This window comes from Mycobacterium uberis (assembly GCF_003408705.1).
GTDB lineage: Bacteria > Actinomycetota > Actinomycetes > Mycobacteriales > Mycobacteriaceae > Mycobacterium > Mycobacterium uberis.
Genome location: NZ_QAYL01000006.1, coordinates 1 through 13478 on the forward strand (window position 1 = coordinate 1; position 13478 = coordinate 13478).

Consider the following 13478-nt stretch of genomic DNA (forward strand, 5'->3'; position numbering starts at 1 on the left):
TCACCTTAACCAACGCCACAACACACTTCAGCGCCGAGCCCAACAACATCTCCCGACTCGAACACACCCTCAAACGTCAGCACCAACAACTGGGGAGTCTGCGGCATCCTACCGCGTTGAAGTTGTCAACTGGTTCAGCGTTTGTGCGCGATCATATCCGTCCGGCCACGATTCGGCTTCCTCAGCGAACGCCCAGACGACGTACTCTGCTTGGAACCCGCGGACGCTCGAACTCGGCCAACAACCAATGTCGGTCGCTCTTTGGACTTCCACAACCGAATGAAGATCTCTTACATCAGCAGCTCGTCGGCGATATCAACCGCGAAGTACAACGCCATGTCGGCTCAATCTTGTCGATAACAGCTGGCGCAGATCGTCTTCGACTCGGCGAACCATCCGTGACCCGGCAAAGTGTGGGCCGAAACATGCTGTCCGACAAGTGGGCGTAACGATCACAGGATACGTTAAGCTGAATCCGCTGCTGGTGCTGGCCGGGCAGGACGTTACTTGGCCTTTTCCAGGATCGCGACGAGCCGCCACCGTTTGGTCGCTGACAGTGGCCGCGTTTCCATCAGCGAAACACGGTCACCGATGCCAGCGACGCTGTTCTCGTCATGCGCCTTGACTTTCTTGGCGGTGCGAATGATCTTGCCATATAACGGGTGGCGTATGCGGTCTTCCAGCTCAACTACTATGGTCTTTTGCATCTTGTCGCTCACCACATAACCAATGCGCATCTTGCGCCGCCCCCGCACTTTCGGATTACTCGGAGTGTGCTTGGATCCCTTGCTCTTGGGGCCGCTATCCTTCGCAGCTGCACCCTTCGCGTCGATCTTGGCTTCTGCCATCACAACTCCTCGCCATCGGCACCACCAGGCCCAGATGCTAGACCCAATTCTCGTTCACGCAGCACGGTGTAGACGCGCGCAATTTCATGACGCACCGTACGTAGCCGCCGGTTGTTGTTGAGCTGGCCAGTTGCCATCTGGAAGCGCAAATTGAACAGCTCTTCCTTGGATTCACCCAGCCGCTCAATCAACTCCTCGTCAGTGAGCTCACGCAGTTCGCCAGGCGAAAATCCCACTGCCATCAGAACTGCTCCTCTCGAGTTACAATGCGTGCTTTGATCGGCAACTTATGGATTGCGCGAGTGAGCGCGGCTCGGGCGGTCTGCTCGTTCGGGTAGCTGAGCTCAAACAACACCCGACCCGGCTTGACGTTTACCACCCACCACTCCGGCGAGCCCTTACCCGAACCCATTCGGGTCTCGGCAGGCTTCTTGGTCAGCGGGCGATCTGGGAAGATATTGACCCATACCTTGCCACCACGCTTGATGTGTCGGTTAATAGCAATACGAGCGGACTCGATCTGGCGGTTGGTGACGTAGGCATGCTCGAGAGCCTGAATGCCATAGTCACCGAAGTTCACCGTTGTGCCGCCACTAGCGATACCACGCTGGCGCGGATGATGCTGCTTACGCTGCCTGACTTTACGGGGAATCAACATGATTCAGCTCTGCGATTCCAGGGACGAAACAGAGTCGGTGGCGACGGACTCGTCGCCACCTGCCACCCGTCCAGCATCCGTGCCAGTTGCGGTGGTGCCCGCCGCGCCACTGCGGCGCGCACGCGTACTCGACGGCCGCTCGCGGCGGGCACGCTCAACGCCAACCGGGGTAACAGCTGCCAATTCACGTCTACCACCAACGATATCACCCTTGTAGATCCACACCTTCACGCCAATCCGGCCAAAGGTGGTCTTGGCCTCATACAGCCCGTAGTCAATATCAGCACGCAGGGTGTGCAACGGCACGCGGCCCTCGCGGTAAAATTCAGAACGGCTCATCTCAGCACCCCCGAGCCTGCCCGAGCACTGTACCCGGATGCCCTTGACGTTGGGCTGACGCATCGCAGACTGGATAGCCTTACGCATAGCTCGGCGGAACGCCACCCGGTTACTCAACTGCTCAGCAACCCCTTGAGCCACCAATTGCGCTTGAGACTCAGGGTTTTTGACTTCGAGGATGTTGAGTTGGACCTGCTTGCAGGTCAGCTTCTCCAGATCTGCTCGGATCCGGTCAGCCTCGGTACCGCGGCGACCAATGACGATGCCTGGACGAGCGGTGTGGATGTCCACTCGGACCCGGTCACGGGTGCGCTCAATCTCCACGTCAGCAATCCCCGCACGCTCGAGGCCGGTGGATATCAGCCGCCGGATCGCGACATCTTCTTTAACGTACTCGGCGTACTGCTTATCGACGTACCACCGCGACTTCCAGTCGGTGGTAATACCTAGTCGGAAACCATGCGGATTGATCTTCTGGCCCACTAGTCTGAGCCTCCCTTCGCTTCAGAAGTCTCAGAAGCTTTGGGAAATGCCCTCTTAGCCAGCGCTTTGGTGACTCCAGAATTTGCCACAGCTCTCTTCGTTGAGGCATTATCGACAGCTTTGCTGGCTTCGGCTCGACGGGCCCTCATCGACTTCACCAACCGCTGATCCTTGGTGGGCCGGCTTTCCACCACTACCGTAATGTGGCTGGTCCGCCTGCGGATCCGGAACGCACGCCCCTGGGCGCGCGGACGAATCCGCTTAGCGGTAGGACCCTCGTCGGCGTAGACGGTGGCCACCACCAAGGTCGGTGGGTCCAGTCCGTTGTTGTTCTGAGCGTTGGCCGCGGCACTCGCGATCACCTTGGCAACCGGTTCGCTGGCGGCCTGCGGCGCCCAGCGTAGAATGTCGAGCGCGTCTGACACCGACCTGCCGCGCACCAGGTCGATCACCCGGCGTGCTTTTCTCGGTGATACCCGCACAAACCGTGCTTTGGCGACTGCCGACGGAAATTCAGTTGTGGTCATCGCCGTTTGGCCTTCCGGTCATCCTTGATGTGTCCCTTAAAGGTGCGGGTCGGCGCGAATTCACCCAGTTTGTGACCCACCATCGCCTCAGTGACGAAAACCGGGACATGCTTACGTCCGTCATGTACCGCAAAAGTATGGCCAATGAAGTCCGGAATAATCGTCGACCGCCTCGACCAGGTCTTGATGACATGCTTGGTATTATTTGCGTTCTGCACGTCGACCTTTTTGAGCAGGTGGTCGTCGACGAACGGACCCTTCTTCAGGCTGCGTGGCATCTGTTACTCCTCGACTTCCTAGCGACCATGCTTCTTGCCGGTGCGCCGGCGTCGGACAATGAGTTTGTTACTAGCCTTGTTCGGCTTGCGGGTACGACCCTCAGGCTTGCCCCACGGGCTGACCGGGTGACGACCACCCGAAGTCTTACCCTCACCGCCACCGTGCGGGTGGTCTACCGGGTTCATGACAACACCCCGAACCGACGGACGCTTCCCCTTCCAGCGCATACGACCAGCTTTGCCCCAGTTTATGTTTGCCTGCTCGGCATTGCCTACCTCGCCGACAGTCGCACGACAGCGCACATCGACCCGACGGATTTCACCGCTAGGCATTCGCAACGACGCGTAGCTAGCTTCCTTGCCAAGCAACTGGATGCTCGACCCAGCCGATCGCGCGAGCTTGGCGCCGCCGCCCGGCCGGAGCTCCACGGCGTGAATCACAGTACCGGCCGGGATATTGCGCAACGGCAGGTTGTTGCCCGGCTTGATATCGGCGTTGGCGCCCGATTCCACCACGTCACCCTGCGACAATCCTTGCGGAGCAATAATATAGCGTTTCTCGCCATCTAAAAAGTGCAACAACGCGATGTTCGCGGTGCGGTTCGGGTCGTATTCAATGTGCGCAACTTTGGCGTTGACACCGTCTTTGTCGTTGCGGCGGAAGTCGATCACCCGGTAGGCGCGCTTATGCCCTCCTCCCTTATGGCGAGAGGTGATCCGGCCGCGAGCGTTGCGCCCACCATGACCGTGCAGTGGCCACACCAACGACTTCTCCGGCTTTGTACGAGTGATCGCGGCGAAGTCGGACACACTAGCGCCACGACGACCGGGTGTCGTCGGCTTGTACTTGCGAATTGCCATGTCTAAATCAGGTCCTTGTTCTCGCGCGCGGCTAGGCCGGTGCTCCGAACAGATCGATCGGCTTGCTGCCCGACACCAGGGTGACAATGGCCCGCTTGGTGTTCTTGCGCTTACCGAATCCTGTCCTGGTACGCTTGCGCTTGCCCTGCCGATTGGCGGTGTTAACCGATGCGACCTTGACGGAGAAGATCTTCTCAATAGCGATTTTAATCTGTGTTTTGTTCGAATCGGGGTGAACTACGAACGTGTATACGTTGTCATCCAGCAACCCGTAAGACTTCTCAGAGATGACCGGGGCCAGGATAATGTCGCGAGGGTCAGCGATGATTGCCATCAGGCCGAAACCTCCTCGGGCGTCAAAGTGCCGGCGGCCTGCTGAGCGGCAATGTAGCTGTTGAGCGCCTCAACACTGAACACCACATCATCGGCGCGCAGCACATCATAGGTATTGAGCTGATCAGGCGACAGCAGATGCACACCGGGCAGATTGCGCACACTTTTCACGCCGGTCTCGTCGCTGCGGCAGACGACAACTAATACCTGCTTACGATCTGTTAGCGTGCCCAAGAATTCCTTAGCGCGCTTGGTGGAAGGGGTCTGGCCCGTCACCAATTCAGTGACCACATGGATACGCCCGTTGCGCACCCGGTCGGACAACGCCCCGCGCAATGCCGCGGCGATCATCTTCTTAGGTGTACGTTGGCTGTAATCGCGCGGCTTAGGACCGTGCACGATACCGCCACCGGTAAACTGCGGTGCCCGCGTCGAGCCCTGGCGAGCGCGACCGGTCCCCTTCTGCCGATAGGGCTTGCGGCCACCGCCACTGACCTCGCCGCGCGTTTTGGTCGAGTGCGTACCCTGCCGAGCCGCCGCCCGCTGAGCGGTGACCACCTGGTGCATTAACACGATATTCGCGGGGGTATCAAATAGCTCGGCCGGTAGCTCAACAATGCCATCGACCTTGCCGTCCGGTGTCTTGACGTCGATCTTCCGAACGTTGAAACCCTTCGCATCCTCATCCTTGGCTGCCATCACTTACCACCTCTAACACCTCGTTTGATCGCGCTGCGGACCATGACGAGCCCACCCGTGCGGCCGGGGACGGCACCCTTAATCAGCAACACGCCGTTCTCGATATCGACTTTATGCACCACCAGGTTCTGGACCGTCACCCGGTCGTTACCCATGCGGCCAGCCATCCGGGTACCCTTGAATACTCGGGCAGGAGTGGCGCAACCACCGATGGAACCCGGGCGGCGGTGCACTGCCTGAGCACCGTGGCTAGCACTCTGTCCGCGGAAGCCATGCCGCTTCATGGTGCCTGCGAAGCCCTTGCCCTTGGAGGTCCCGGTCACGTCGACGTACTTGGCTTCGGCGAAAATCTCCGCCGTCAGTTCTTGGCCGACCTCATACTCAGCCGCCACGTCCGGGTGGTCCAGACGCAGCTCGGCTAAGTAACGATGCGGGTTCACCCCCGCGGAGTCGTATTGGCCCATCACCGGCTTGTTGACCTTCTGCGGGCTGATTTCGCCGTAAGCCAACTGTACAGCGCTGTACCCATCGCGCTCCAACGTGCGGATGCGTGTCACCACGTTCGGTCCGGCCTTAACCACAGTCACCGGTATAACCCTGTTGTTTTCGTCGAATACCTGCGTCATGCCCAGCTTGGTACCGAGAATGCCCTTTCGCGCCATCGCTCTGCAATCTCCTACTGGATGTTGACGTCGACACTAGCCGGAAGATCGATACGCATGAGGGCGTCAACTGTCTTCGGCGTTGGATCGAGGATGTCGATCAACCGCTTGTGGGTGCGCATTTCAAAGTGCTCTCGCGAGTCCTTGTACTTGTGCGGTGAGCGGATTACACAGTACACGTTCTTCTCGGTCGGCAGCGGCACCGGACCTACGACGCTAGCACCGGTGCGTATGACGGTCTCGACGATTTTACGAGCCGAGACGTCAATCGCCTCATGGTCGTAGGCCTTGAGCCTGATACGGATCTTCTGTCCCGCCACGCTTTTCCTACCTCACTCCACTTGAAGCCCGTATCCGGACCTGGTTCCCCAGCGCGCCGATCTACCCGACCAACGTGGGCCGATCTAGTGTCGCGCCGGATACTGCGCCGCTGTTTACCTGTCGTGGTTCACCGACCCCCGCGCTCGGGCAATGTCACCCGCACGCAGCCTTGCCGCGCTCAATTTCAAGGCCGAAATTAAATCGCACGTCAAGGATGGGACCGGACGCGCCCTGTGTGGACGCTAGTCGTATGCCCAGCCAGGCGTAAACTTGGCGCAGGGCAACCTGAGCAGTATGCCTTACTTCGCGGTGTCGGCCAAATTTCGGGCCATTCCGCAGCGGTGCTGGCCACGCCGCAGAGGAACAGATAAGGAAACCCCCGCCACCCCGAAAGCTCCGTCAGCCGATACAAACCAGTCGCGCTCGGTTAGCTCAAACAGAATATCGAGGTAAAGGTAAGGTACGTAGTCGGTACGGTGGCCTGCGGTCACCACCCAGCATCCACCAATTCGGCGGGGTCGCGCCGGAACAGCAAATCCAGAATCAGGATGTCCAGCCTGGTGAGGCACTCGTTGACTGGGACTGGGTGGGTTAACTGCACCACGAGAGACCATATTGCATACGGTACAAAGTGATCGTAGCGCTCTTTGAATAGTCAAAAACGAAGGCGCTGTATGCCAGGTTGCTAAGTTGCACATTGATCACGTTTTTCAGACGAACTGATCGAACGTTAGGCTGCCGACTATCGTCCACAGCTGCTCAGATGTAACCAAGACATTCGGGGTAAACAGCTGTCACATATGTCGGGCCGGGGTTTGAGGTCCCAACGCCGCCCATGCTCAACACCAATTGCGAGGATACTGGGTCAGCCGGCGTAATTAATACGGCCATACTGCTGATGCCACCGCTGGCGATCAATGGCCGGACTTACGCGTTCCCCACCGCAGTCAATGCCTAGGTGACCTTGGCAACGGCCGCAAACACCTCGTCTTCGGGCCGTTGCTAACAAACTGGTTGTCGGGACAACAGCAGCCGCTGGGCCACGTTGAACGCCGACGCTATCGCGTTTGATCGACCCGGACCTACCCAGGACAATGGGCAATGGCATTATGCAATGAGATAAAATTAATCATTTTTATCATCAGAATTTTGACGCTTGTGCATTTTCAGCTCTGGGCTGAGTTCATTGCACAAACTCCGCAGCACGATGTGCCAGCATCACGATGGTGGCGTACGGCCCACGGCTAGTTATCGTGGGCAAAATCGAGCCGTCAATCACCCAGAGGTTCTCGATGCCGCGGACCCGACACCGATAATCGACGACGGCCTGCAAGTTGCGCTCGGTGCCCATCGGGACACTGCCACAAAGGTGTTGCGATGTCGACCACACGGCTGGACCGATATATGTTGCTGCACCGAATAATTCGCGGGCTAACTCACAGCCTTGACGCAGAGTAGCGACATCAGCCGGCTCGCTATCGTAGCGGTGTTCGATGCGAACCGGCACCTGTGGATCAGCCGAGACAAGGATGATGCGCCCGCGCGCCCGCGGCTGCATGAGTGCCACCCCGATATGCGGCCAGTCACGATGGCCGATACTACCGTCGCCGGTCATTTCGACAAAACCAACTGTGTAAGGACGTATCTCGATGCCATCAGCAGTGCTTAACACCACCTCTAATATTGGTCGACCCACAGCTACCGCCCAATTAGTGGGCATCACCCATTCAGGGTGGTCACTGCATTCCATTCCCACCGGCAGCGCCGCCACCACCCTCACACCGGCAGACCGCAGCATGGCCTCATCGCCGATACCCGAAAGCATCAACAGATGAGCCGATTGAATCGCTCCGGCGCACAATATAATTCGATCAGCAGCCAGAGAAATCGTTCCAGCTGGACCGACCGCGTCGACAGCTACCGCGGTTGCGGCGGAGAAACGCAGCCGCAATGCCCGTGTTTGGGCCAGCAACGTCAGGTTGGGTCGTCTCAGCGCAGGTATTAGATAGCTGGCACCGGAGCTGGTACGCACACCGTCAATGATATTGAGCGGAACCGCTCCCACGCCTGAAGGCATGTGAGGCCCAACATCATTGAGGTCAGCTATCCAAGGGAACCCTGCACGCTGGGTAACTGCTAGAAAAGTCTCAGTAATGCCTGTTATTTCACGAGTTCGCCGAACCGGAATGGGTCCGGTGTTACCGTGGGCAGGGCCATCGAAATCCAAGTCTGTCTCGATAGCTCGGAAGTGATCGAGAACGTCCGACCATCCCCAACCGGGTATCGCGGCACGATCGAAATCGTATGGCAATCCGCGACAGAAGTAGCCGCCGTTGACCGCGCCGGAACCACCGACCACGGCTCCGCGCACGATGGGCAATTGACGAGCCGGCTTATCGGTGAGCTTCGTCAAATAGCGCTGAACTAACGGGCTGTCAATGCCGATCGGCAATTGCAAACCGTTGGCGGTCTGAGCCAGCAATCCGGGATCGGTGAGCCCAGGACCTGCCTCGAGCACAGTCACCACACAGCCGGGATCAGCGGAAAGACGTTCAGCAACAACCGATCCAGCACTACCAGCACCGACGATTAGCATATCGCTGTGCGAGAAGTCCTTGGCCAACGCGACGGCTAGGTCCGAATTTTTGGCTTGAGCGCACCAATGTTGCGTTCGCGTACCACACCCCACCACAGTCCAATGCCATAAGCAAGATCATCGACCCGCTTGAGTACCAGATAGGTCAGTAGTCCGATCGGCTCGGCATCGTCGCCGATGGCATCCCAACGGCGCAGCCAGTCTACTACTCCGTCAACGACGGCTGCGATCAGCACGACCTGTCTACAGTGACGCGACGCGGTGGCTGCCAACAATGCCACCGGCCAGTAATGCCGACAAATAGCAGATGCTAGTTGCAGCGCCGCCGACCACAGACCGCGAGTGGCGATGGCGACAATATCGCGCAGTGATGTCTCGGCACTACGCATAGCTCTGGCAATGCGGCGACCCGCCAGTATGGCGACCACCAGCGACGCTAGCTGCGTGATGCTCCTCCCAACCGCTATAAGAATCCAAGCCGTCAGTGCCCAACCGGAGATCACCAACGGAGCGGTCTTGTCCGGGTGACGCACCGATAGCGGCGCCGCCGAACCACCATAGAATGCCTTGCGCACAATCCAATCTCGCAATTCGGTGCGATGATCGTGAGCGACCAGTGCAATGGGCTCGTAGCGCAGCCGGGCGCCCGCTTCAATCAGGCGCCAACACAGGTCGACATCTTCGCCGGACTGCAACGTCTCATCGAACCCACCGACCTCGCAAATGGCGGAGCGGCGACAGATGATAGCCGCACTGGGTACATAGGACACTGGGCTGTGGGGCAATACTGGCGCTTCCCGCTGACCGAGATCCAGTGACGAGTGCACCGCCTCATAACGAGCTACCGCATTAACACCTTGCGAGTGACCGATAATGCGTGGTGCGACCAGAGCGACGGTGGGATCGCAAAAGTGACCGAGCAAAGCTTCCAGCCAACCGCGCCTCGGCAACACATCAGAATCCATAAATGCGACGAAGTCGGTAACGCAGACAGCCAGCCCGATGTTGCGCGCCGCCGCCGGCCCTTTACTGCGCGGATTGCGCAACACTTCGACGTCGCAGTACGCACCCACGAAGTCCTCCGACCTAAGTGGGCACAACGAACCGTCGTCGACCACAACGACGCGTAATCCGCGTAGTGAGCTCACCAAACGCTGCACTCCAGCGGCATTGTCACGCACCGGAATCACCACGGTCACGTCACGGTGCGACGGGCCACCCGCGGGCCGGGGATGCGCCATCGTAGCGTCCAGTAGGGTGCGTGCCAGCTGGGCGCTAACTTCGTCCTGTACCTTCAACCGGCCATCAGACAACATCTCTTGGGCCGCCGGAGCCAACCGCAGCAGACGAGTTGGTGACCCCCCGAGTAGGGCCGAGCCATCTCCAAGTACACGCACACGGCGATCGACCTGAACGGCGAACCCGTCCGGCAATCGGGCCTGGGTCATGTCAGCATCCCGTCGGACCTAGGAAGCCAGCAGGCAATTCGACGCACACACCTGTCGACCATCTCGGCAAAGATGCGCCTGCCTTCATCTGCGGTCGCGGTGGTGGGGTCGCCCAACACCCCAACCATGCTGACCGCCGCAACTCCCCCGCTGCGCATAGATGGGAGTAATTCAGCCAACGGCGCACCATTACCAGCAAACCACCGGTCAGTCTGCACGTCAGCTGGTGAGATATGCAGCAACACCGATGTTTCGGTGTGCCCAGCATGGGCATCGCCGCCGGCGACGGTACACGGACACCATGCGACGTCACAGCCTTCGGCACGCAGTTCGCTCACTGCACGGTCCAACGCGTCGACATTGCCGCCGTGGCCGTTAATGAAGACCAAGCGCTGCGCCCAGCAGGAAGCTGACCTCCCATATTCCACCAGCAGCGCAGTCAGGACCTCGGTACCAATGGAAATCGTTCCGGAGAAACTTTGGTGCTCACCGCTGGCACCGTAGGCAAGCGCCGGTGCCACCAGCCAGTCTTGATCGACGCGTGTCATCAGACAAGCCTGAGCCCTTCGAGCGACAGCGGTCGCGATCCTGGTGTCGGTATCGAGCGGCAGATGTGGACCGTGTTGTTCGGTAGACCCCAGCGGGATCATTATTGACGGCGAGATGCCAGCTAACTGACTCGACGTCACACTCGCTAGTTCCCCCAGTACAGGCACTTGCCGATGGTAAGACGAATTCTCCTGGCATGTACCGATTGTTGAACCCTCCATAATTTTTTCCAGCTTGACGCGTATTGAGGTCGATATTCGGCTCGTCCGCCACAATTGCAACGTCCATATCGGGATTGTGACGAACGTCGCTCTCCCCGCCACTGACTCTAAGGCAACCGGGTACCTGCCAATCATCCGGGGCTACAGACATCACCCATTTACGGATAAATGGCGGCATTGCCCCAGTGCCAGGCTTGGCCTGCCATCCTGGCCAGGAAAGGCATCCAATTGAATCCAAATTCACCACAAAACGGACTAGACAGCATCGGGAGGCATGCCCATAGCCCGGTCAAATCCGGCTGGAACCAGGATGTCGTCGGGGCGAAGGTCACCAACACTGGCGTGCCCGAGACCCATCAACGCCGAGTCGATACCCGTGCGCATAATATCCAGGACGTTTTCGACGCCGGCTTGCCCGGCCACGGCGAGCCCCCACAGGTACGCGCGGCCGATCATCACCGCACGTGCGCCCAGTGCTACCGCCTTGACCACATCGCTACCGCGCCGGACGCCACCGTCTAGCAACACCTCAACTTGGTCACCAACGGCTGCCGCTACCGCAGGCAAGGCGCGGATCGCGGCAGGCGTTCCGTCCAGGTTATTGCCCCCGTGGTTCGACACCGATATCGCCGAAACACCGGCATCGACAGCCCGTTTGGCATCATCGACCCGCATCACACCCTTGAGCATAAACGGTCCACCCCACAGTTCCCGTAGCCAGGCGATATCTTCCCACGTCGGCGGCGGCGTGCTCATCCACTCCCCATAGGCAGCAAAGAACCCAGGGCCGGACTCGCCGCGTCGGGCCTGGTTCGGTACCCGGAGATCCGGCGGCCGCAGCGTCTTACTGAACTGCCATAACCAGCGCGGGCGGACAATCACCTCTGGCGCCAACCGCAGGATGGTCCGCAAGTTCATCTGCTCTCGGATCTTCGGGCTTCCCCAGTCCCGACCATGCGAAAACGTCCAGTCGGTGGTGACGATCAAGCCGACCGCGCCGGCCTGCCGCGCCCGTTCGACACGCTCTGCGATCGCGTTGCGACTACCGAGCCAATACACCTGGAAGAAGATTTTGGGGTTAGCGGAAATGACCTCCTCGATCGGCTTACTGGCGAACGAGGACAATCCCATCGCGGTTCCCCGGGCCGCTGCCGCCCGCGCGACAGCAACCTCACCGTCTGGATCGACTGCCTGGACACCGGTCGGCGAAATGATAACCGGCAGCGAAATTTCTTGTTCCATAATGACGGTCGATAATTCGCGCTTTTGAATGACTCCAATAACATGAGGTGCAAATCCGAGTTCACTGAACGCTTCAACGTTGTCGGTGACCGTGATTCCTTTTTCACTGGCCGAAATCAGGGAAAAATAAACAGATTTTGGCAAACGTCGCTTAGCACGTTGCTGGGCGATAGCAACGGTTTCAAACCATTCTTCAGCCATGGCTACACAGCGGGCTTTCGCTACACAGGCGCACTGGGAGTTGAGCCGGCGGTTTCATCGTCAGGGTCAATGGCTGTGGTTCGCGGACCTGCCTCCCGTGGGAGTGGTCACACCGAGGCCGCGGCGTGTCACGATCACGGGTTAGTGCCGAAGCACTGTGCCCTTGAACACATTCAGGATCTGGGCCATCAATCGGCAAGCCGGTGAAGAACTTGGACGCCATACACCCTCCCCGACAGCTGTCGTAATGCCCACAGCTACCGCAGGCACCTGCGGAGCGCGGCTCGCACAACTCACGAAACAGTGGAGCATTCTTCCATACGTTGGCGAAGCCAGTACCAAAGCCAGAGTCGGTAAACACGTTTCCCGCCAAAAAGCGGTCATGGACGGCAAATGGGCAAGCGTAAACGTCACCCACCGGGTCAATCAGGCACACCACCCGGCCCGCTCCGCACATATTCAGGCTCAGGCCACCCAAGGTACCCGGCTGGCCGAGTGGCGACAGATGAAAGAAGGAATCACCAGTAAGCACTCGCTCACCGTTTGCAACCAGCCAGTCATAAAGCTGTATCTGCTGGGCAGCTGTGGGGTGCAAGTCTTCCCAGACATCGACGCCCCGACCCGAGGGTCGCAGCCGAGTGATACGCAAAGTGGCGCCATACCGGCTTGCCAATGTGGCGAATGCGTCGAGCTGGTCAACGTTGTGTCGTGTGACCACCACCGAGATCTTGGCATCAGAGAATCCTTCTGCAGCAAGGTTTTCCAACGCACGCATCGCCATGGCAAATGACCCGGCACCGCGGATAGCGTCGTTGACCTCGGCAGTGGCACCGTCCAGCGAGATCTGGACATCCACATAGTCACTGGCCGCCAACCGCGCAGCGACCTCTGCCGTAATCCGGACCCCGTTGGTAGAGAATTTCACTCCGATATGGTGCGCGGTAGCGCAATCCACCAGCTCCCAAAAGTCCGGACGTATGGTGGGTTCCCCACCACCGATATTGACGTAGAACACCTGCATGCGTTCCAGCTCGTCGATGATGTCCTTGCACTGCTGGGTGGATAACTCCCGGGGATCGCGTCTACCCGAAGACGACAGGCAGTGCACACAAGCTAGATTGCACGCATACGTCAGTTCCCAAGTCAAGCAGATGGGCGCATCCAACCCCTGTTCGAACTGTTCGATTAAGAGAGGCGACCGGAACTTCATTG

At 59.1% G+C, this 13478-nt stretch carries 18 protein-coding genes; 1 reads left to right on the forward strand and 17 read right to left on the reverse strand.

Going from position 1 to position 13478, the window contains the following annotated elements; all coding sequences use genetic code 11:
• On the forward strand, positions 1 to 449 hold a 449-nt coding region (locus MUBE_RS16260; protein ID WP_207801651.1), incomplete at its 5' end, for a hypothetical protein.
• Positions 450 to 503: 54 nt separating this feature from the next.
• Here the strand turns inward: MUBE_RS16260 and rpsQ are convergent.
• From rpsQ to mftC, 17 genes are all read right to left on the reverse strand, one after another.
• Positions 504 to 851: a 30S ribosomal protein S17 gene (rpsQ, locus tag MUBE_RS04375; RefSeq protein ID WP_424399032.1), complete on the reverse strand. Its 348-nt coding sequence runs from the start codon at positions 849 to 851 to the stop codon at positions 504 to 506.
• Positions 848 to 1090 (reverse strand): 50S ribosomal protein L29, encoded by a 243-nt coding sequence (rpmC, locus tag MUBE_RS04380; RefSeq protein ID WP_116539632.1) that lies wholly within the window; start codon positions 1088 to 1090, stop codon positions 848 to 850. The genes rpsQ and rpmC overlap by 4 nt, the downstream gene beginning before the upstream one ends.
• Positions 1090 to 1506, reverse strand: coding sequence for a 50S ribosomal protein L16 (rplP, locus tag MUBE_RS04385; RefSeq protein ID WP_116539633.1), 417 nt, complete (start codon positions 1504 to 1506; stop codon positions 1090 to 1092). The genes rpmC and rplP overlap by 1 nt, the downstream gene beginning before the upstream one ends.
• Positions 1507 to 1509: 3 nt before the next feature.
• Positions 1510 to 2328: a 30S ribosomal protein S3 gene (gene rpsC, locus MUBE_RS04390; RefSeq protein ID WP_116539634.1), complete on the reverse strand. Its 819-nt coding sequence runs from the start codon at positions 2326 to 2328 to the stop codon at positions 1510 to 1512.
• Entirely contained in the window at positions 2328 to 2855 is a 528-nt protein-coding gene (gene rplV / locus MUBE_RS04395; RefSeq protein WP_116539635.1) for a 50S ribosomal protein L22, read from the reverse strand. Before rplV ends, rpsC begins: the two co-directional genes overlap by 1 nt.
• Positions 2852 to 3133 carry a 30S ribosomal protein S19 gene (gene rpsS / locus MUBE_RS04400; RefSeq protein WP_116539636.1) on the reverse strand — a complete coding sequence of 94 codons (282 nt, stop codon included), beginning with the start codon at positions 3131 to 3133 and terminating at the stop codon, positions 2852 to 2854. Before rpsS ends, rplV begins: the two co-directional genes overlap by 4 nt.
• Before the next feature lie 18 nt (positions 3134 to 3151).
• On the reverse strand, positions 3152 to 3994 hold the full coding sequence (rplB, locus tag MUBE_RS04405; RefSeq protein WP_116539637.1) for a 50S ribosomal protein L2: 843 nt from the start codon (positions 3992 to 3994) through the stop codon (positions 3152 to 3154).
• Between the two features lie 31 nt (positions 3995 to 4025).
• Positions 4026 to 4328 carry a 50S ribosomal protein L23 gene (gene rplW / locus MUBE_RS04410; RefSeq protein ID WP_116539638.1) on the reverse strand — a complete coding sequence of 101 codons (303 nt, stop codon included), beginning with the start codon at positions 4326 to 4328 and terminating at the stop codon, positions 4026 to 4028.
• On the reverse strand, positions 4328 to 5026 hold the full coding sequence (rplD, locus tag MUBE_RS04415; protein WP_116539639.1) for a 50S ribosomal protein L4: 699 nt from the start codon (positions 5024 to 5026) through the stop codon (positions 4328 to 4330). The genes rplW and rplD overlap by 1 nt, the downstream gene beginning before the upstream one ends.
• Positions 5026 to 5688, reverse strand: a complete 663-nt coding sequence (rplC, locus tag MUBE_RS04420) for a 50S ribosomal protein L3 (protein ID WP_116539640.1) — start codon at positions 5686 to 5688, stop codon at positions 5026 to 5028. The genes rplD and rplC overlap by 1 nt, the downstream gene beginning before the upstream one ends.
• Before the next feature lie 14 nt (positions 5689 to 5702).
• A complete protein-coding gene (gene rpsJ, locus MUBE_RS04425; protein ID WP_116539641.1) occupies positions 5703 to 6008 on the reverse strand; it encodes a 30S ribosomal protein S10 in 306 nt (101 codons plus the stop codon).
• Between the two features lie 300 nt (positions 6009 to 6308).
• Positions 6309 to 6623, reverse strand: coding sequence for a hypothetical protein (locus MUBE_RS15090; RefSeq protein ID WP_133297052.1), 315 nt, complete (start codon positions 6621 to 6623; stop codon positions 6309 to 6311).
• Positions 6624 to 7192: 569 nt separating this feature from the next.
• Positions 7193 to 8605, reverse strand: coding sequence for a mycofactocin dehydrogenase MftG (mftG, locus tag MUBE_RS04435; protein ID WP_116539643.1), 1413 nt, complete (start codon positions 8603 to 8605; stop codon positions 7193 to 7195).
• A 35-nt stretch (positions 8606 to 8640) separates the two neighbouring features.
• Entirely contained in the window at positions 8641 to 10053 is a 1413-nt protein-coding gene (mftF, locus tag MUBE_RS04440; protein ID WP_116539644.1) for a mycofactocin biosynthesis glycosyltransferase MftF, read from the reverse strand.
• Positions 10050 to 10823 (reverse strand): mycofactocin biosynthesis peptidyl-dipeptidase MftE, encoded by a 774-nt coding sequence (gene mftE, locus MUBE_RS04445; protein WP_116539645.1) that lies wholly within the window; start codon positions 10821 to 10823, stop codon positions 10050 to 10052. Before mftE ends, mftF begins: the two co-directional genes overlap by 4 nt.
• Positions 10824 to 11078: 255 nt before the next feature.
• Positions 11079 to 12266 carry a pre-mycofactocin synthase MftD gene (gene mftD / locus MUBE_RS04450; protein WP_116539646.1) on the reverse strand — a complete coding sequence of 396 codons (1188 nt, stop codon included), beginning with the start codon at positions 12264 to 12266 and terminating at the stop codon, positions 11079 to 11081.
• A complete protein-coding gene (mftC, locus tag MUBE_RS04455) occupies positions 12259 to 13476 on the reverse strand; it encodes a mycofactocin radical SAM maturase (protein ID WP_424399040.1) in 1218 nt (405 codons plus the stop codon). The genes mftD and mftC overlap by 8 nt, the downstream gene beginning before the upstream one ends.
• Positions 13477 to 13478: the final 2 nt, after the last annotated feature.

Bases quoted from the DNA above. Each gene is read 5' to 3' on its own strand.
- rpmC (WP_116539632.1), bottom strand. From the start codon at position 1,090: ATGGCAGTGGGATTTTCGCCTGGCGAACTGCGTGAGCTCACTGACGAG.
- rplP (WP_116539633.1), bottom strand. From the start codon at position 1,506: ATGTTGATTCCCCGTAAAGTCAGGCAGCGTAAGCAGCATCATCCGCGC.
- rplV (WP_116539635.1), bottom strand. From the start codon at position 2,855: ATGACCACAACTGAATTTCCGTCGGCAGTCGCCAAAGCACGGTTTGTG.
- rpsS (WP_116539636.1), bottom strand. From the start codon at position 3,133: ATGCCACGCAGCCTGAAGAAGGGTCCGTTCGTCGACGACCACCTGCTC.
- rplB (WP_116539637.1), bottom strand. From the start codon at position 3,994: ATGGCAATTCGCAAGTACAAGCCGACGACACCCGGTCGTCGTGGCGCT.
- rplW (WP_116539638.1), bottom strand. From the start codon at position 4,328: ATGGCAATCATCGCTGACCCTCGCGACATTATCCTGGCCCCGGTCATC.
- rplD (WP_116539639.1), bottom strand. From the start codon at position 5,026: ATGGCAGCCAAGGATGAGGATGCGAAGGGTTTCAACGTTCGGAAGATC.
- rplC (WP_116539640.1), bottom strand. From the start codon at position 5,688: ATGGCGCGAAAGGGCATTCTCGGTACCAAGCTGGGCATGACGCAGGTA.
- MUBE_RS15090 (WP_133297052.1), bottom strand. From the start codon at position 6,623: ATGGTCTCTCGTGGTGCAGTTAACCCACCCAGTCCCAGTCAACGAGTG.
- mftG (WP_116539643.1), bottom strand. From the start codon at position 8,605: ATGCTAATCGTCGGTGCTGGTAGTGCTGGATCGGTTGTTGCTGAACGT.
- mftF (WP_116539644.1), bottom strand. From the start codon at position 10,053: ATGACCCAGGCCCGATTGCCGGACGGGTTCGCCGTTCAGGTCGATCGC.
- mftE (WP_116539645.1), bottom strand. From the start codon at position 10,823: ATGGAGGGTTCAACAATCGGTACATGCCAGGAGAATTCGTCTTACCAT.
- mftD (WP_116539646.1), bottom strand. From the start codon at position 12,266: ATGGCTGAAGAATGGTTTGAAACCGTTGCTATCGCCCAGCAACGTGCT.
- mftC (WP_424399040.1), bottom strand. From the start codon at position 13,476: ATGAAGTTCCGGTCGCCTCTCTTAATCGAACAGTTCGAACAGGGGTTG.